At 42.9% G+C, this 20400-nt stretch carries 13 protein-coding genes and 1 tRNA gene; 9 read left to right on the top strand and 5 right to left on the bottom strand.

The annotated features are described in order from the left end of the window. Positions 1-7: 7 nt before the first annotated feature. The gene (gene meaB / locus KKA81_05335) at positions 8-1111 is read right to left on the bottom strand and encodes a methylmalonyl Co-A mutase-associated GTPase MeaB (GenBank protein MBU2650336.1); all 1104 of its coding nucleotides are present in this window, start codon (positions 1109-1111) and stop codon (positions 8-10) included. A 144-nt stretch (positions 1112-1255) separates the two neighbouring features. Here meaB and KKA81_05330 point away from each other — a divergent pair, with 144 nt between their 5' ends. The 4 genes from KKA81_05330 (at position 1256) to KKA81_05315 (ending at position 3938) form a co-directional block, all read left to right on the top strand. Continuing rightward, complete coding sequence (locus KKA81_05330; GenBank protein ID MBU2650335.1) at positions 1256-1669, top strand: DUF2384 domain-containing protein; 414 nt, start codon at positions 1256-1258, stop codon at positions 1667-1669. Then, a complete protein-coding gene (locus tag KKA81_05325) occupies positions 1666-2124 on the top strand; it encodes an RES family NAD+ phosphorylase (protein MBU2650334.1) in 459 nt (152 codons plus the stop codon). The genes KKA81_05330 and KKA81_05325 overlap by 4 nt, the downstream gene beginning before the upstream one ends. Before the next feature lie 154 nt (positions 2125-2278). Further along, positions 2279-2351 (top strand) — tRNA-Lys (locus tag KKA81_05320). Positions 2352-2390: 39 nt separating this feature from the next. After that, entirely contained in the window at positions 2391-3938 is a 1548-nt protein-coding gene (locus tag KKA81_05315) for an organic solvent tolerance protein OstA (GenBank protein ID MBU2650333.1), read from the top strand. A 46-nt stretch (positions 3939-3984) separates the two neighbouring features. Here KKA81_05315 and KKA81_05310 read toward each other — a convergent pair whose 3' ends face one another. Both KKA81_05310 and KKA81_05305 read right to left on the bottom strand, forming a co-directional pair. Continuing rightward, positions 3985-4932 carry an MCE family protein gene (locus KKA81_05310; GenBank protein ID MBU2650332.1) on the bottom strand — a complete coding sequence of 316 codons (948 nt, stop codon included), beginning with the start codon at positions 4930-4932 and terminating at the stop codon, positions 3985-3987. Positions 4933-5013: 81 nt separating this feature from the next. Then, entirely contained in the window at positions 5014-6162 is a 1149-nt protein-coding gene (locus KKA81_05305; GenBank protein MBU2650331.1) for an N-acetylmuramoyl-L-alanine amidase, read from the bottom strand. Positions 6163-6321: 159 nt separating this feature from the next. Here KKA81_05305 and KKA81_05300 point away from each other — a divergent pair, with 159 nt between their 5' ends. From KKA81_05300 to KKA81_05290, 3 genes are all read left to right on the top strand, one after another. Beyond that, entirely contained in the window at positions 6322-9027 is a 2706-nt protein-coding gene (locus tag KKA81_05300; protein ID MBU2650330.1) for a hypothetical protein, read from the top strand. A 106-nt stretch (positions 9028-9133) separates the two neighbouring features. Continuing rightward, positions 9134-9511, top strand: coding sequence for a RidA family protein (locus tag KKA81_05295; protein ID MBU2650329.1), 378 nt, complete (start codon positions 9134-9136; stop codon positions 9509-9511). Positions 9512-9554: 43 nt separating this feature from the next. Next, positions 9555-11723, top strand: a complete 2169-nt coding sequence (locus KKA81_05290; GenBank protein MBU2650328.1) for a S46 family peptidase — start codon at positions 9555-9557, stop codon at positions 11721-11723. 312 nt (positions 11724-12035) lie between these two features. Here the strand turns inward: KKA81_05290 and KKA81_05285 are convergent, their stop codons facing one another. Together KKA81_05285 and KKA81_05280 are read right to left on the bottom strand one after the other, a co-directional pair. Further along, positions 12036-13907 (bottom strand): T9SS type A sorting domain-containing protein, encoded by a 1872-nt coding sequence (locus tag KKA81_05285; GenBank protein ID MBU2650327.1) that lies wholly within the window; start codon positions 13905-13907, stop codon positions 12036-12038. A 23-nt stretch (positions 13908-13930) separates the two neighbouring features. After that, positions 13931-16009, bottom strand: coding sequence for a hypothetical protein (locus tag KKA81_05280; protein MBU2650326.1), 2079 nt, complete (start codon positions 16007-16009; stop codon positions 13931-13933). Positions 16010-16317: 308 nt separating this feature from the next. Here KKA81_05280 and KKA81_05275 point away from each other — a divergent pair, with 308 nt between their 5' ends. After that, the gene (locus tag KKA81_05275) at positions 16318-18204 is read left to right on the top strand and encodes a methylmalonyl-CoA mutase small subunit (protein MBU2650325.1); all 1887 of its coding nucleotides are present in this window, start codon (positions 16318-16320) and stop codon (positions 18202-18204) included. 18 nt (positions 18205-18222) lie between these two features. Further along, positions 18223-20376 carry a methylmalonyl-CoA mutase gene (gene scpA, locus KKA81_05270; GenBank protein MBU2650324.1) on the top strand — a complete coding sequence of 718 codons (2154 nt, stop codon included), beginning with the start codon at positions 18223-18225 and terminating at the stop codon, positions 20374-20376. The last annotated feature ends 24 nt before the right edge of the window (positions 20377-20400 follow it).

Raw genomic sequence — 20400 nt, 5'->3', positions numbered from 1 at the left:
TGTAGCTTTAAAAGGATGATGGTTTTTTGAATGCATTGATAAGGAGAGAGGCGGCGAGATATGGACTGGTTTTATTGGCCAGGATGTCGGTTTCCAGTTTTTTCTGAAGGGTTTTGATTTCAGGATTCCGGTAAAAGAGTTCTCTGAGTTCGGCTTCAAGAGCTTCGTACATGATCCCGATGTTTTGCCTCTGTCTTTTTTCCAGGAAATATCCGTTTCCTTTCGTCAGTTTCATGTAATCCAGGATGTTATTCCATACTTCGGATATCCCCTGTTTGGTTTGAGCGGAGCAGGTTTTCACCGGTGGGAGCCATCCGGAAGCAGGAGGGGGGAACATATGGAGGGCGTTTTCGTATTCGGCTTTAGCCAGTTTTGCCCGTTGGATATTATCTCCATCGGCCTTATTGATCACCAGCGCGTCGGCCATTTCCATGATGCCTCTTTTGATGCCCTGCAACTCGTCACCGGCGCCGGAAAGCATCAACAGCAGGAAGAAGTCCACCATAGAATGGACGGCCGTTTCCGATTGACCTACCCCGACAGTTTCCACGAAGATCACATCGAAGCCTGCTGCTTCGCAGATGATGATGGCTTCCCGCGTTTTCCTGGAAACGCCACCCAGAGAACCTCCGCTGGAAGAGGGCCGGATATAAGCATTTGGGTGGTTGGCAAGGTCTTCCATGCGTGTTTTATCTCCCAGGATGCTGCCTTTGGAACGCTGGCTGCTGGGGTCGATGGCCAGGACGGCGATCCTGTGTCCCGATCCGGTTAGATGCAAACCCAATGCTTCAATAAATGTGCTTTTGCCAACTCCGGGGACTCCTGTGATGCCAACACGAATTGATTTACCGGAATGCGGTAGGCATAATGAAATAATTTCCTGGGCAATATCCTGGTGTTTTGGTAGTGTGCTTTCTATCAAGGTAATGGCCTTGCTGAATATAGCTCGATCCCCGGAAAGGATACCTCTTAAAAAGTCAGATGCATTCAGATCGGGTTTTTTCAAACCTTTAAGCTTCCCGGCGGCCAAAGGGTTTATCTGGGATGGCTGCTCTATACCTTTGTTTACATGAAGCGCAGACTTTTTATCTTTTTTGTTTGCGTCAGGCATATTTGATGGTTGAAATGCAAAGATAGTCAAAGATTTTTGTAGAAATCCAGCGGTTTTATAACCATCGCTAAACGTCTTTAACCATTATTCCGACATTTGACGTAAAAAATCGTAAATATGACGTATCTTTGTAAAAAAATGTCCATGAAAGCAGAAAGTATTTCCTATAAATCTCTTGAAAACTGCGATGTTTTCTTGCTGATGGAATCGGCCAGGCAAGGAATTGACTATAAAACATTTGATGAGCTTTCGGAAAAGTTCCCGTTGAAGATGTCGGAATGGTCGAGAATATTAAATGTTTCGGAGCGCACCATGCAAAGATATAAGAGGGAGCAAAGACGTTTTGATCCGATTCATTCTGAACGTTTGATACTTATCGGGCTGCTTTTCAAAAAGGGGACTGAGGTATTTGGTACAATTAATGATTTTTTAACGTGGTTATTTACTGAAAATGTATCACTGGGGGGGGCAAGCCCTTCGGAATTCCTGGATAATTCATTTGGTTTAGCATTGGTTAAGGATGAACTTATAAGAATTGAACACGGCGTATTAGCATGATTGTTTACAGGTTATCGAAAGAAAAGTACGCGGGTGATCTTTCCGGTAAGGGGGCAGAGTTATCCGGTGGTCGATGGAATCATAAAGGGACAAAAGTGCTGTATACCTCTGATTCAAGGGCTTTATGCACGGCGGAAATAGCTGTTCATTGTTCTATGGGAAATATTCCACATGATTATTTTATGATAAGCATTGAAATTCCTGATGATATTACAGTGCAGGAGATAAAAGTAGGTTCATTACCAAAGAGTTGGAAAAGTTTCCCTTATGCCGGTTCTACACAAAAGATCGGTGATGAATTTATTAAGGAGAATAGATTATTAATTTTGAAAGTTCCCTCGGCCGTTGTTCAAGGTGATCATAATTACCTGATCAATCCGGCACATGAAGATTTTCAAAAGATCAAAATCACTGGTAAAGAACGATTTGTTTTTGATCAACGATTGTTCAGATAGGTTAGTTGCGGAAATTGCATTGATATTTGATTTGATTTCTTTTGAGGGCAAACATATCTATTAAGTTTTTTATTAACTTTGCGACCCGAATTAAATACTTCACCGTAGCTTGGTTGAAGGGTCCCAGGTCGAGCAACACGGAAAAAGGAAATAGCTCTCCGTAGCTCAGTTGGTAGAGCAGCTGACTCTTAATCAGCGGGTCCCAGGTTCGAGTCCTGGCGGGGAGACAAAGGAGAGGGCTTCGTTATGAAGCCCTGTTTTATATAATGCCAGGCCATTCCGCAGAAAAAATATTTCCTTCCGGCAGGTTTGTTCTCCTGATAACAGTCCTGGTGATATTTGCTTTTTCAAATCATCCCGGATTTTCCCAGAAGAAAACCCAGGTGAAAATCGTTAATGCCCGTGAGCTAAGAATCGATAACAAAGTTGGAGAGAACATCAAACAGTTGGTTGGTGATGTTGTGATGCGGCAAGACAGTACCTGGTTTTATTGTGACAGTGCCCTTCTGAATTCGCAGTCGAACAATTTCGATGCATTTGGTAATGTCAGGATCAATGTGAACGATACATTGAATATATATGGTGATGTTCTGAACTACGACGGGGCTACCCGGCTCGCCATTATGCATTACAATGTGAAAATGGTTGACAAACGGGCCGTACTTACCACCGATCATCTGAATTATGATCGCAATACCGGTATTGCTTTTTACAATACCGGAGGCCGTATTGTAAGTGATACGAATATCCTGACCAGCCGTATCGGGTATTTTTATTCGAATGAGAACCTGTTTTTCTTTCGCGACAGCGTCGTGCTTACGAATCCCGATTATATTATGCGATCGGATACCCTGAAATATCATACGGTCACCGAAACTGCCTTTTTCCTGGGACCAACTACCATTACGGGGGAGGAAAACTTTATTTACTGCGAACGCGGTTGGTATGATACTAAAAACAATATATCAAGCCTTAAGCAGAATGCCTATATCGTTCACGGGGATCAGACGGTGGAAGGGGACAGCATTTACTATAATCGCGGAAGGTCATACGGTGAAGCATACAGGAACATCATTATTACTGATACAGTGGAGGATATTATCATCAATGGCAATTATGCCGAGTTCGACAGGGACGAGGGTTATGCTTTTGTAACCGACAGTGCACTGGCTATTATGATCGACAAATACGACTCTTTATTTCTCCATGCCGACACCATCATGGTTATGTCTGATTCGTCCGGTAAAGCAGAAGTGATCAATGCTTATCATAAAGTGAAATTCTTTCGTCCCGACCTGCAAGGTATGAGCGATTCGATGACCTATTTTGTTCCCGATTCCACCGTAACCCTGCGAGGGAATCCTATACTGTGGTCGGATGAAAACCAGCTTAGTGCTGATACCATAAAGATCGTTTATGCCAATAATGAAGTAGACTCAATGGTTATGTATAATTCCTGTTTTATTATTTCCCGCGACGACAGCACTACCTTTAACCAGATCAAGGGTAAAACCATGGTGGGGTATTTTAAGGAGAACAGGATATACAAGATCACAGTTTCCGGGAATTCGGAGACCATTTACTTTGTCAGGGAAGAGGACCGCACCCTGATCGGCATCAATAAAGCCCTGGCCAGTCGTATGCTGATCTTCCTGGATGGCAATGAGATCAGCACCATTTCCTATATCGATAAACCTGATGCGCACCTGGTGCCGGAAAAGGATTACCCACCGGCGGAGCTGAAACTGAAAGGGTTTCAATGGATAGAAGAACAGAGGCCTTTGGACCGTTATGATATTTTCAAGTGGGATTGATTTGATGTTGCAAATTGCGCAAGGCGTTGAAAAGCAGCAATATTTGTTAGAAGACTGAGAACCTTACGTAGCGCTTTGGGTTGTTTTGAATATCAAGCAGGAGTTTATCCAGATCCTGGGATGCCTGAATCAGGTTATTGTACAATTCATCATCGTTGATAAGTTGTCCCAGAGTGCCTTGTCCGCTGTTGATTTTATCGGCTATCAGCGACAGGTCATTAACCGTCCGGTTGATATTATTGAAGGTTTTCGGGATTTCAGCTTTGGCCAGTGAATCGCTGATGCTTGCAAAGTTGTTTATAATGCGATCGATCTTATCGTTATTATTCTCGATGTTAGAAGTGATCATATCCAGATTATAGAGGATGTTGGCAAGCCGGCCGGCCTGGCTTTTAACAATGGTATCGATATTATATGAAGCGCTTTCCAGGCTGTTAAGGGTATTTTTAATGCTTTCCAGGGCATTGGCAATATCTTCTCTGGATTTTTTGTTAAAAACGGCCTGCACCATAACCACAACGGAATCGATAGAGCGTATCAGGTCTTCCGCTTTGTTCTTCAGCGGCTGGATCTGCTGGTTAACCGCTTCTTTGAGGCTGGGGTCCACCCTCGAGGCCAGAGTATCCAGATCTTTAAGGTTGGTTGTTGAGTTTCCCATGATCAGCTCAATGGCTTTGGAACCCATCAGGTCGGAACTGTATATGCCGGCAATAGTATTATCGGGAATGGGAAGTTCTGTTGTCACTGACATAACTACCACAATCAATCCTGAATAATCGGGGGAGAAATAAATATCACTCACATGTCCTACTTTCAAGCCGTTAATGAAAACAGGATTGGATTTTTCAAGCCCGTTAACCGTAGGATAAATAGCATAATAGGTTTGATGTTTTTTGAACAGATCGAACCCTTTGAGGTAGTTTAAACCCCAAACAAGTGCTGCAATGGCAACGATAAAAACAATACCTACCTTAAATTCACGAGACAGTTTCAAAATTTCCGGCTTTTCTTTACTACAAATGTAAGATATTTTTATAGAAATTCCAGGAAAACCTTTAACCAATGATCCAAGCCTTTATAATCCGAGCATTTCCCTGGCTGCCTTAATAGAAATCCTTTCACCGTTCAGGAAGGCGACAACGAAAGCATCTTTGTATTTGCTGTTTTTCCTGATTTTATTCTGCAAAACGGTTGCTTCCTTCAGATCGCTTGTTTTACCTGCAGTATATTTATAGGAGCCATTCTGAACATACTCCTCCACAGGTCCAATATCGCCAAACTGACTGCTTTTCAGCGGTTTGTCCGAGGATGCGACCTGAACCTTAAAAATTACTTCCGGTGAAGCTTTCTGTTCGGATTCATTCACATTTTCAGGCTCAGGGTTGTTATTTACAGGCAATTCCTCAATACCCGTTTCCGGAGCTGAGGTATGGCCCGTGTATGCTATCCCTGCTTCCTTATCCAGGTTGTTCTTATATTCTTTGATAGCCCGGTAGATGGCAGAAGCAATATACGTTTGTCCGTCGGCTGAAGCCAGGTATTTTTCTTCAGTCGGGTTGGAAATATATCCTGTTTCTATGAGCACACCCGGCATAGCTGTTTTATACAATACCAGGAATCCGGCTTGCAACACCCCCCTGCTTTTTCTTCCGACCCTTTCGCTGAATTGTGCTTCAACCCTGGAAGCAAGGTCAATGCTTTGGTCCATGAAAGCATTCTGGAACAGACTAAGGGTGATGTAATCCTCATCATTATTCGGATCAAAGCCTTCGTACATATCGGAATAGTCTTCTTCTTTCAGGATGGCAGCATTTTCCAGCTTGGCAACTTCCAGGTTGGCCTGTGACCTGTGCAATCCCATCACATAGGTCTCGGTACCGTATATAGAGGTGGAATTATTAGCATTGCAATGAATGGATACGAAAAGATCTGCTTTATTTTCATTGGCGATCTGGGCTCTGCGGTGCAATTCCACGAAGCGGTCGTCGCTGCGGGTATAAATAACCTCCACATCCGGCAGGTTTTCTTTGATATATTTACCTGTCTTTAAAGCTATGGATAGCGCAATGTTTTTCTCGTAGTTATTTTTCCCGACTGCCCCAGGATCCTTGCCACCATGGCCGGCATCAATCACAACCTTCCGCAATTTCTGCTGCGAATATCCTGTATTGAAGGCAATAAGCAGCATACAAAAAATACCAAATAACAAGCCTGTACGTTTCACCTTAGAATTATTTTGTAGCTTTGAAAATTTGATGTTGTTTGATTTATATTGCTCTGAACATGGTAGTTAGCTGTAAAATCAGGCCCATGTTTTCACAAATTTAGCACTTAAAAACTGCAATTATTAAAGTTGTCGATCAAGTTATTAACAAAGAGACAGTTGAAATATTGCCTGGCGGCTGCCCTGCTGCTCAGGGTGTTTGTGCCGTTGCAGGCACAGACTGATTCAACAGGAATAAGCCTGCAGGACACTGTTCCTCAGATCCTGCAGGGAGATGTCGACACACTGTATGTGCAAGATACCCTTTATGTTTCTGACACGGTCATTGTTGATGATCTGCAGGATTATCTGCCATCCGATACGCTTTCTCCTGAAGATACACAGCCGGCAAAACCCAAACTGGAAGCAACCGTTGATTATAAGGCACGCGATTCCCTTCGTTTCGATGTGAAAAACCGCAAGGTTTACATTTATGGTGATGCCGAGATCTACTATGAAGACATCAGTCTGAAGTCGGCTTATGTGGATATTGATTTCACCACTAATCTGGTTAATGCAGCCGGAATACCTGATTCTACGGGGAAGGAGAGGGGATTACCCGTTTTCGCAGAAGGAGGGCAGGAGTTTCAATCGCGGACCATGAAATACAACTTTGATACGAAGAAAGGATTGATCAGCGATGTTTACACGCAGGATGGGGAAGGGCTTATCCACGGGTCAACCATCAAGAAGATGCCAGATAACGATGTGAACATCCTGCGTGGGTCATATACAACCTGTCCGCCCTGTGAGAACAAAGATTTCGAGTTCCGTTATTTCAAATCGAAAGTGATACCGGGAAAACGCATCGTGACGGGGCCTGCTTATCTCGTCATTGAAGATGTACCTACTCCCGTGTTCATCCCCTTCGGGATATTCCCCAACCGAGCCGGTCAACGGTCGGGTATAGTCATTCCAACCTGGGGGGAATCGGCCGACAGGGGATTCTATTTTGAAAACGGAGGCTATTACTGGGCTGTAAACGATTATCTTGACCTGAAGCTGGTTGGTGATATTTATACCCGGGGTAGCTGGGCAGTAAAACCTTCAATGCGCTATAAAAAAAGGTACAAGTTCACGGGGAATTTTGATTTTATTTATGCAATAAACATTACGGGAGAACAAGGTTCGGCCGATTATCGCAAAGACCGCGATTATTCCATCCGGTGGCTTCATAGTCAGGATCCCAAGGCCAGACCAAACAGCCGTTTTTCAGCCGATGTGAATATCCGCAGCCGCAAATCCAACTATTATAACCCTACCACAACCCAGGATTACCTCTCGAACACTTTCCAGTCGAGCGTTTCCTATCAGACCGGCTTCGCAGGGAAGTATTTCCTGACACTCAACGGAAGTCATACGCAAAGCACCCTGGATAAAAAGGTTACCCTTAACCTGCCTGAGATCACATTCTCGGTAAATCGTTTCTACCCACTACGTAAAAAGAACAAGGTTGGGAAACTCCGCTGGTACGAAAATATCAGCATGAATTACACCATGAATGCGAAGAATACCGTTACCACCGCCGATTCACTGTTGTTTAAGGACGATGTGTTCAAAGACATGAGGAACGGAATAAAACATACCATTCCTATCAGTTCATCCATCAAGCTGCTCAAATATTTCACCTGGACCAATTCCATAAATATTACCGACCGTATGTATTTCCGTTATATCGATAGGTACTGGACGAACGATACCCTGTTCAGCGGGAACGACACAACGGTGGGATACGTACGTACGGATACCATCAATGCATTCAGGAATGCTTTTGATTATAACCTGTCGACATCTGTGACAACGAAACTATATGGGATGTACCAGTTTGGAAGCTGGTCGCCTGTAACTGCCATCCGGCATGTACTGACACCTACGGTGGGCATGTCCTATACACCTTCATTTGAAGGGGATAACTGGGGTTATTATAAATCTTATTTTAATCCCAGTACGGGAAAGGAGGTTACGTATTCCATTTTCGAAGGGAGTTTGTTCGGATCACCGCCCCAGAGAAAATCCGGACGGGTCAATTTCAGTCTTACCAATAACCTTGAAATGAAGGTCAGATCGCGTAAAGACACGGTTACGGGGACCAAAAAAATACCCCTCATCGATAATTTCACCATTTCCACTTCTTACGATATGGCAAAGGATTCAATGCGTTGGGATAAGATACGCATGAGTGGCAGGACCCGGCTTTTTCAGGGATTTGATATAACATATGGCAGCAATTGGGATTTATACGTATTGGATTCCACCGGAACCAAAAACCTGAACAAGACGGAGTGGGAAGAAAACCGTCGCCTGATGCGATTGATGAATACCACCTGGACGGTAGGGGCAAGTTTGAGTCTGTCGCCCGATATGTTCAAGAAAAAGGGGGCTAAGGACAAAGCTCTTGCACCGGAGCCACCTCCGGAGATGACACCGGAAGAACTGCGTGATATTGAGGAGAATCCCCAGGATTATATTGACTGGAACATTCCCTGGAGGCTAAGCATTAATTATAACCTGAGCCTTGATCATACAAATAAATATGTGAATGGCGAACCCGAGAAGGTGGAGACCCTGGTTCAGACCCTTGGGTTAAGCGGGGATCTGAGCATCACACCCAAATGGAAGATAGGATTTATGACAGGATGGGATTTTGAAGCTGCCGATATCTCTTATACTTCCATTAATATTTACCGCGACCTGCATTGCTTTGAGATGCGGTTAAACTGGATCCCCATCGGCCCCAGGAAAAGCTGGAACTTTGCACTTAATGTCAAAGCTTCCCTGCTGCAGGATATGAAACTGACGAAGAAAAAGGACTTCAGAGACCTGTAAATCGAAGATCGGAGAACAACGATCTTCGATCTCCGATCTCCGATCTGCGATCTGCGATCTTCTGATCTGCGATTAAATATTATTTTTGTTCTAAATATCTGAATAAATGAAAAAGATCATTCACACCGACAAAGCGCCACAGGCTGTTGGACCGTATAGCCAGGCAGTTGAAAAGAACGGGATGCTGTTCATCTCGGGCCAGATCCCTATGAATCCTGAAACAGGAAAGATCGTGGAAGGAGGGATCCGTGAACAGACGGAACAGGTTATGAAAAACATCGGGGCCATCCTGGAAAAAGCTGGTTACTCATACGAAGATGTGGTAAAATCCACCTGCCTGTTAAGCGATATGGATAATTTTGCTGCCATGAACGAGATTTATTCGAAGTACTATCCAAATAATCCTCCTGCCAGGGCGGCTTATGGCGTAGTAAGGTTGCCTCTTGGGGTTTTGGTTGAGATTGAGACCATTGCAGTGAAGTAGTCAAAATCATTAGATTCGTTAGCAATTACTAAATTAGTTAAAGATGATGAAAATCAATGTCTTACTATTAACGTTTATTCTTTCTATATCAATTCCTTCCATATCCTTAGCCGATGAGGGTATGTGGATACCCATGCTTCTGAAGAAGTACAATGAGAAGGATATGCAGGAAATGGGCATGAAGCTCAGTGCGGATGACATTTACAACATCAATCACACCAGTCTGAAGGATGCTATTGTGATCTTTGGTGGCGGGTGTACAGGGGCGCTTGTTTCCGACCAGGGGCTGTTGCTTACCAACCATCATTGCGGTTATGGTTCCATACAACGGCACAGCAGTCTGGAAAATGACTACCTTACGGATGGTTTCTGGGCCATGAGTCGTGAAAAGGAGCTGCCCAACCCGGGTTTAAGGGTCACTTTCCTGGTCAGGATGGACGACGTGACAGCAAGAGTGCTGGAGGGAATAGACGACAATATGCGTGAGAAGGTGAGGGATTCCATTGTCCGCAGCCATATCGATGCTATCGTGAGGAGCGTGGAGGATACCTCCGGGTACAAGGTGGTGATAAGGCCTTTTTATCATGGGAACCAGTATTATATGTTTATTAACGAGGTTTTCAAAGATGTACGGCTGGTGGGTGCGCCGCCTTCCAATATTGGCAAGTTCGGAGGGGATACCGACAACTGGATGTGGCCCAGGCATACGGGCGATTTTTCGGTATTCAGGATTTATGCTGATTCAAACAATAAACCGGCGCCATATTCTGATAAGAATGTTCCTTACAAACCAAAATATTTCTTTCCTGTATCCCTTAAAGGTGTTGATAAAGGTGATTTTACCATGGTATTCGGTTACCCGGGCTCAACTGAGCAATATATTCCTTCATTTGCAATAGAACCCCTTTTCGGACATAAGAATCCATTACGGATTGAAATGCGGGGGAAAGTCCTGGATATTTACAATAAATACATTAACCAGGATGACCTGATCAGGATACAATATGCCTCCAAATCGGCAGGGGTAGCCAATAGCTGGAAAAAGTGGATAGGGGAGAACCGTGGGATACTCCGCACCGGGATCATTGAAAGGAAGCAACAGCAGGAACGTGAGTTCATTGAATGGGCCGGAGCTGATAGTCAGAGGGCAAAAAAATATGCCAAGCTGCTTCCTGAATATGAAAAAGTGTACGAGGAGATAACACCCCTTGATATAGCCATGACCTATGTAACGGAAGTGGGTTTCAGGATAGAGATACTCCGTTATGCACTTGGATTCCGCAGGATGGTTGAGGCAAGCGAAAAAGGAATGGACGACACACAGTTGGCAACCTTGCTTGAGTCGTATCATGTTGCGGCGCAACGGCATTTCAAAGATTATCAGGAAAAGGTTGACAAGGAAGTATTCATCACCCTGTTGACTGAGTATTACCGTCAGGTGGAACAGGAATTTCAACCCACTGTATTCAGGGAGATTGCAAAGAAGTATAATGGAGATATCAAGGCGTATGCCGGAATGGTCTTTGAAAAGTCCTTCCTGGCTTCGGAAGAGAAAGTCCTTTCCTTCCTGGATACCTATAAGCCATCTGCTTATAAGAAAATCCTGAAAGACCCCGCTTACAAGCTTGCTTCGGATATTTACTCGGTTTATCAGGAAAAGATCATCCCGGATATCTTTGTTTTGTACGATAGGGCCGACAGCCTCCAGCGCATATACATGAAGGCATTGATGGAGTTTGAGCCGGAGCGCCGTTTTTACCCGGATGCCAATTCCACCTTGCGTGTTTCCTACGGGCCTGTCATGGATTATTCGCCGGCCGACGGGGTGGAATACGGCTATTATACGACCCTCGACGGCATAATGGAAAAGGAGAATCCAGATATTTACGACTATGTGGTTGAAGACAAGCTAAAAGAGCTATACAGGGAAGAGGATTACGGACGTTACGCAGATAAAGACGGAAGTTTGCGGGTATGTTTCACGGCCATGAACCACACCTCCGGGGGTAATTCCGGAAGCCCGGTCATCAACGCCACCGGCGAACTCATCGGCCTGAATTTCGACCGTTGCTGGGAAGGCACCATGAGCGATATTGTCTATGACCCTGAACAATGCCGCAACATCAGCCTCGACATCCGTTACTGCCTGTTTATCATGGATAAGTTCGCAGGAGCCGGGCATTTGGTAGAAGAGATGGAGGTGGTGGAGTAAGGGAGGGATGCCGACTGGATACGGGGATAGGGTGATGCAGGTTATTGGGGCTGGGTACTGGGGAACTGGGTACTGGGGAACTGGGTACTGGGGAACTGGGTGCTGGGGAACTGGGTGCTGGAGAATTGGGAATTATAGAAAGTTGAATATTGATTCAATGAAGCTTGGGAGAAATAACTGTTAAATTTTCATTAACAGATGACATCACCACCAGGGGAGAAGTCATCTGATTAAAACATATTTTTCTAACTTACAGACCTTATCCTTAAACAGCTAGAAACAGATCACCAAGATTGAATAGTAATAAGGTTTCTAATAAGTTATAATCACTTTTTTTGATTCCAACCTTCTTTCCATATCATAAAGTAATACAAGATAAATTCCCGACGAAAGTTTATAATCACAAAGATGAATTGCTTCTTGAGGATTTACAATCATTTTGATCTTATTCCCAAAAGAGTCAATAATTTGTATAATAGGTGCCTTAAATCTAGACGGGTCAATAAGTTCAATATTTACATTTTTTGAAGGATTATTATAAACCCTTATAAACTCCTTTTTTCTTGTGCTAACTTGATGAGAGAAAAGAATTGCATTAGTATTATTTCGATCAGGAATTGGTTCCTCGCCACAATCAGGACCAGGGGCAAGTTGAATAATTTCAATCGTTTCTTTATCATATTTCCAATTCCCATATACTGCGTTTGTATCACAAATAAGGATCCCTTTCTCTTCTTTGTCTGTTCCTATAAATTTTGCATTCATTATTATTGTACATGGTTCAATAGTAATTGCAATTCTATTATTCAGTTGGTAGGTTGACCAAGGCTCTGCATTAATATCCTTATTAACTGGGGTTGGATAATATCGCTCAAATTCAAATATGAATGGTTTGTTATACCAATAATCTTCATAATATTTAAGTACTTCATTATCCTTATCAGGATATTTGCCATGTAAAGTAAGAAATTTATAGTCTCGTGGGAAAGTTAAATTAGCATTAACAAATACATGTGAGGGATTATATATTATTTTTTCATAGGGGTTTATTAATGTTAAATCTATACTATTGTTAATCTCATAGACATGTTCCTTGCCCTCAAGTATTGATCCTGAGGCGTCATAACCAGCCCAATATTGACCATTTGCATTTAGTAGAGGAGCATCTAATAATGCATATGAACAGGGATGTATATGATCAACATATTTCCACGAAGGCGTAACTAAAAAGCCGCTATTAATTGGCTGTTGGTTTGGATTGTAGTATAATTCATATGTTTCGCAAACGTCAAAGTTTTCCAATACCTCTTCGGGTGGAAAGTAATTGACAGAGCCAGATGCATCCTCAGGTGGTTGCCAACCACTATCATAATCAGGATGATTTGTTATTTGTACTAAAGGATTATAAACAAAATTACAATTCATAAAAGTTGGTCTAAAACAAACATCGATAGTTGGATTAATAAAATCATTGAATTCACCGCCACCATTTGTACTAACAAAGGGATATCCTTTCATAGTGCCACGAGTATTGTCATAAATCCAATACAATGAGTCAACAATGTTATCTTCAAGACTTGGTCCACAATGAAAATATACTGTATGCTTAATAATGGTGTGAGGAAACCAAACATCTTTTTGGTTATCATTGCTACATGGAATGGGTACATAGAACCCTGCACTAATTAAACCATAGTCACCCTTGCACATTTTATAAACACCTTCATCATCACAAATGTAATTATTCTTTATTTTACTAAATATATTCCAATATCCATAATCCCAACCCCATCCCCAATAATCATAAACATCCCCACCTTGATTATAATGTTGTTCAAGTTCTCCAAAAGAATAACCTTCTGCAAGTTGTACGTCAAAACATCTATAATCATAAAGGTTTGAGTGTAAGTTCACCTTTGTATTTGTATCGTTGTCATCTAAATATTTTGGTATAAATGGGAATGAAACAATTTCCATTTTAAAGGATTTTGCAGCTTGATTGTAATTTTTGTATATAGAATTCCAGTATATATCTTTTAAAAATACTTGATATTCTCCATCCCAACCAGGAGGAATGAAATCTGAAAATCTACTTTGTCCAGTATGATCTGAGTATGCATCATCTATATTCTGCCCAACTAAACAAATTGGGAAAAGCATTCCTAAGAAAAATAATTTCTTCATAATTGTTATTTTTCCTAATATATTTATTTTATGTATATCATTTTTTTAATTAAAGATTGATTGCAACCTCTAATAGTAATAAATATAAGTCCAGAACAATTATCAGTGGATGGATTCCATATGATTTTTTGGACATCATTGTTTGATATCTTAATCATTTGTTCATGCAAAATATTTCCGGATTGATTATAAATTCTAATTTCAAATTCACAAGCCTGCTTGGAGTATATCTGAATTATTGCTTTATTATGAAAAGGATTTGGCATAGTTAGAATAGCAAGCTCTTCTTTTTGTTTTAACTGATTGAATCCTACTATCCCCCCATTATCAGTATAAAAAATATTCCCCAATTCTCCAACAACCCATCCAGAGTTATGATCACAGAAGTAAATATCCATTAAATTATTTGAAGTATTAATTGGTTGACTATACCAATTCAATCCTATATCGGGTGTATAGAAGATTTTTCCATCATATCCTGCAATCCATCCATTATAGTCATTAAAGAAATATATGGATTTGAGAGATGATGTAATTGGCAATATTTTTAAATCCCAAAAATCTCCACTATTATGAGTAAATAAAAGTTTACCATTGTTACCAACGATCCAACCAACAGAGTCATTCAGAAAAAATATGTCATTAAGTGAAGAATATGTTGGGCATTCCTGCTGTTCCCAGTTTAATCCAGCATCATTTGTATATAATATTAATCCCTCCTCACCACATATAAATCCCTGATTAGGATTTGTAAAGCAAATGCTATTTAAATCTTTTGTTACTCCTGAATTCTGACTTATCCAGTTAAAACCACCATCTGTTGATTTTAATATCTCTCCCATACTACCACATATCCAGGCGGTAGATGGATTAATGAAATAGATGGTGTAAAGATCATTAATAGAGTTACATGCCTGAATATTCCAGTCTGTTCCGCCATTTTGAGTGAATAAAATAGTACCATTATTACCTATTGTCCAACCATTCATTTCATCGGCAAAGTATATATCATGTAAAATCTCATTGCCTATATTATTCTGTATTGTCCATTTTTCACCTGCATCAATAGTTTTCAGAATTGTGCCGTTATAACCAGCAGCCCAAGCAATATTATTGTTTAAAGAAAAAATACTTTGTAGATATTCAATGCTTCCCTTTGTTAAAGCTAACCAATTTTCCCCTCCATCTTCTGTATTAATAATTTGTCCAAATTGACCAACAGCCCATCCAGTCGTCTGATTTATAAATTGAACATTCAGAAAATCAGAGGATATAGGATTACTTTGTTGGATCCAATCATCTCCAGAATTATTGGTATATATTATGAAACCATTATTCCCAACCGCCCAACCGTTCAAATGATCTGCAAAAGATACACTATTAAGATCTTCAATAATATTTGGATATTGAGTTGTCCAACAATTGCCCCCGTCATTTGAATACTTAACCTTTCCATTTTCACCAACAATCCATCCGTTATAGTAATCCGAAAAATAGATACAATTATAGGAGGCAATTGCTCCTAAACTTCCTTTGTTCCATGTATTTCCACCATTTAAGGTATAATGATATTCTCCATTATATCCAGCGCACCATCCAGTATCTTGATTGATAAAAAATATTGTTTTTAGAGCATAAACTACTGAGGAGGGTTGAAGAGTCCAATTCACTCCACCATCAATAGTATTCATTATTTTGCTATTTGATCCAACAGCCCACCCCTTTAAATTATCAATAAAAAATATATCAAATACTATATGGTCAAATATTTTCCCTTGATGTAACCAAGTAAGACCCCCATCAGGAGTATAAAAAATATCAGCTGTACTCGTGCCAAACCAACCATTATTTTCATCTACAAACATTATACAAGGAATTGATGACGTAATTGAATCCAAAGATCTATCCTCCCAATTTAATCCTCCATCGAAAGTTACAAACACTTTTCCGTTGTCACCGGCAATCCATCCAGTATAATTATTTATAAAACAAGCATCATACAATGTTTCGCTAGTTGGAATAGGACTTTGTAACACCCATTGCGAAAGTGTAATGTTACATATACCAAAAATTGTGATAAAAGAAAAAATAACGGTTTTCATTTTCTGTATGGTGAGTAAATGGATGCCTATTTTGACAAGTTGTAAATATAGTAAAGTTTGTTAAAATTTGCGGTTGTTGAACCGAAAAGGAAAAAGAGCAAACTTCATTCATTAACAGATGACATCTCCCCCGGGGGAGATGTCATCTGTGTTCCGAAACCAGAATGCCGATGTTGAACGGCTGGTGTTAATTAAATAACAACAAATTTCCTCATCCTTGCCCCACTTCCTGTAATTGTTGTAATTTTGCCGGGTGTCGGTTTCTATGATGCTGACATTTAAATCATTTCAAAAGAAAATAAGACAACATGCCGCAGGAAGAAAAGAAACCAAGACTTTTCAGCGAGTTTCCGCCGGTAAGCACGGAAGAGTGGGAAGCCCTGATCCGTGCCGATCTCAAGGGGGCGGATTATGAAAAAAAGCTGGTCTGGAAGACCGGGGAAGGCTTTGATGTAAAGCCATATTACAGGAAGGAAGACCTTTCGGAACTGGAGTTCCTCATGGAGGTCCCCGGTGAATTTCCATTTGTCAGGGGCGATAAAACCACTGCAAACGAGTGGTATATCCGACAGGACATCCGGGTAAACGACATTGAAAAAGCCAACGGGAAAGCCCTCGACATCCTGATGAAGGGCGTAGATTCGCTGGGCTTTATCCTGGAGGACAAGGAATACACTGAAAGTGACCTCGACAGGCTGATGAAAAACATTTTCGCCGAGATCGTGGAGGTCAACTTCGCCTGTCCGCCCGGACAGGCTCTGCAGGTCATGCAGCACCACTATGATCTGATTGTAAAATATAACCGGGATTTCCAGAAGATACATGGATTCATTGATTTTGATCCATTGGGTTATCTTCTGCTGAAGGGATCCTTTTACCAGAGCCGGGAGGAAAGCTTTGATACCGCTCGCCGTTTGATCGATATTGCTCGTCATTTCCAGCATTTCAGCGTTTTACAGGTTAACGGTTCCCTGTTCCGCAATGCCGGTTCTTCGATTGTCCAGGAACTGGCTTTCAGTCTGGCATGCGGTGCTGAGTACCTCACACAGCTCACAGATACGGGTGTTTCTGTCGACCAGGTAGCACCGAACATCAAGTTTACCTTTGCCACAGGCTCAAATTATTTCCTGGAAATTGCCAAGATCCGTGCAGCAAGGCTTTTATGGGCATCCATAGTAAAAGCATACGGCCCGTCGGATAATGAAATTGCACTTATGAGGGTGAATGCCGTTACACTCGACTGGAACAAGACCCTCTATGACCCTTACGTGAATATGCTGCGAACAACAACGGAGGCCATGTCAGCAATCATTGCCGGGGTAGATTCCCTAACGGTAAAACCCTTCGATAGCATTTTTGAGGAGCCGGGCGACTTTTCAGAGCGGATAGCCCGTAACCAGCAGTTGTTGCTGAAAGAGGAATCTTATTTCGACAAGATCATTGATCCTGCAGCCGGCAGTTATTATATTGAGAACCTTACGGCATCCATAGCCGAAGAGTCGTGGAGATTATTCCTGGAAGTAGAATCCCAAGGTGGTTTTATCGAAGCCTTCAGGCAGGGATACATTCAGGAAGTAATAGCAGAAACGGCCAGGGAGAAAGACAAAGATATTGCTACGCGCAGACAGGTCATCCTGGGAACAAACCAGTACCCAAATTTCGGGGAACACATTAGCAAGGAGGTTGACCTGACTGTATTTGAAGAAGATGACGAAAAAGTGGCAGGTGCCATGGCGGAGACGTTGAAGTTATACCGGGGAGCACAGGAATTTGAGCGTTTGCGTTACGAAACCGATCAGTATGCATTGAAGAGCGGTCGTCCGAAAGCATTTATGTTCACTTTCGGGAACCTTTCGATGCGCATCGCAAGGGCACAGTTTTCCTCAAATTTCTTTGCCTGTGCGGGTTATGAGATTATCGACAATCTTGGTTTCGCTGCCATTGACGAGGGAGTGGAAGCTGCCCTGAAACAGCAAGCGGAAATCGTTGTGATATGTAGTTCCGATGAGGAATATCCCGTGATTGCCCCGGAGATATATGCCAAACTGAATGATCGTGCCATAGTCGTGATAGCCGGCTACCCGAAAGAAAGCCTGGAAATGTTGCAGGCAGCCGGCATCAGGCATTTTATCCATATCCGGTCGAATGTCCTGGAAACCTTAAGGGAATTTAATAAAGAACTGGGTATTATTTAATTTAAAAATGATTTACGGATGAAACCTAATTTCCAACACATCGATTATAAGTCTGTGCGGTCGAAAGAAGCAGATATTCCATCCTGGGAGCACAGAAGCCATATTGAGGCAGGCTGGATAACCCCGGAAAAGATAGCAGTGAAACCGGTATACACAGCCGCCGACCTAAGGGAAATGGAACATCTGGATTATGCGGCAGGACTTCCGCCTTTTCTTCGGGGGCCTTATTCGGCCATGTACGTTATGCGTCCATGGACCATCCGTCAGTACGCAGGTTTTTCCACGGCAGAGGAGTCGAATGCTTTTTACCGCCGCAATCTGGCGGCCGGCCAGAAAGGATTATCCATTGCCTTTGACCTGGCCACTCACCGGGGATATGACTCCGATCACGAGAGGGTTGTAGGTGATGTAGGCAAGGCAGGTGTTGCTATCGATTCCATTCTCGACATGGAGATATTGTTCAAGAGCATTCCATTGGATAAGATGTCGGTTTCGATGACCATGAACGGGGCTGTCTTGCCGGTAATGGCGTTTTATATCGTGGCTGCGCTGGAGCAGGGAGTGAAACTGGAGCAGCTTAGCGGCACCATCCAGAACGACATCCTGAAAGAATTCATGGTCAGGAACACCTATATTTATCCGCCATTACCCTCCATGCGAATCATAGCCGATATCTTTGAATATACGTCGAAGAATATGCCCAAGTTCAATTCCATCAGCATTTCGGGGTATCATATGCAGGAAGCCGGTGCCACGGCTGATCTTGAACTTGCCTATACGCTGGCCGACGGGCTGGAATATATCCGTACAGGCATACAGGCCGGGATGGATATCGATACTTTTGCACCGAGGTTATCCTTTTTCTGGGGCATAGGTATGAACCACTTCATGGAGATTGCCAAGATGCGGGCTGCCCGAATGCTATGGGCTAAGATCGTGAAGCAGTTCAATCCAAAGAATCCCAAATCCATGGCATTACGAACGCATTGCCAGACATCGGGCTGGAGTTTGACGGAGCAGGATCCTTTCAACAATGTAGCCAGGACCTGCATTGAAGCCATGGGTGCTGTCCTGGGCCACACGCAAAGCCTTCATACGAATGCTCTGGATGAGGCCATTGCTTTGCCCACCGACTTTTCCGCGCGAATTGCCAGGAACACGCAAATATATATCCAGGAAGAGACCCAGGTGACACGGAATGTTGATCCCTGGGCAGGATCCTACTATGTGGAAGCGCTTACGAATGATATCGCTCATCGTGCCTGGGAGTTAATCAGTGAAGTGGAAGAGCTGGGAGGTATGGCAAAGGCCATCGAGACCGGATTGCCGAAGATGCGTATTGAGGAAGCTGCCGCCCGCAAACAGGCCAGGATCGATTCACACAAAGATACCATCGTTGGAGTGAACAAGTACCGGCTGGAAAAGGAAGACCCGATAGAAACCCTTGAGGTTGACAACAGCGCCGTGAGGGAAGCACAGATAAGACGGATCAATAAACTGAAGGCATCCAGGAACGAAGCGGAAGTGCAGGAAGCCTTGAAAGCCATCACCTATTCCTGCGAAACCGGCGAAGGCAACCTGCTGGAGCTTGCAGTTGACGCTGCAAAGAAAAGAGCAACCCTGGGAGAGATCTCCTTTGCCTGCGAAAAGGTCTTTGGCCGTTACAAAGCAGTGATCAGGTCTATTTCAGGTGTTTATTCTTTCGAATCGAAGGGAGACAGCAGTTTTAGCAAAGCATGTGAGTTAGCGGATAAGTTTGCCGAACTGGAAGGAAGAAGGCCCAGGATCATGGTCGCCAAGATGGGCCAGGACGGGCACGACAGGGGTGAAAAGGTAGTAGCTACAGGATTTGCAGATATAGGGTTCGATGTTGACATCGGGCCATTGTTCCAGACTCCTCAGGAAACGGCACGCCAGGCAGTTGAGAACGATGTGCACATAGTGGGGGTTTCCAGTCTGGCTGCAGGGCATAAGACACTGGTCCCTCAGTTGATAGAAGAACTGAAGAAACTCGGTCGTGAAGACATCATGGTGATTGTTGGAGGCGTAATCCCACCCCAGGATTATGACTTTCTTTACAAAGCCGGGGCAGTAGCCATTTTCGGTCCCGGAACCGTGATTTCCGACGCAGGGATCAAGTTGCTGGAGATTTTGATTGAATCGAGGAGTTAGCAGATGACATCTCCCCCGGGGAAG

This window comes from Bacteroidota bacterium, from assembly GCA_018831055.1.
Lineage (GTDB): Bacteria > Bacteroidota > Bacteroidia > Bacteroidales > B18-G4 > M55B132.
Note: the sequence above shows the minus strand (reverse complement) of the source record. Positions and strands in the feature narration are given on the sequence as shown.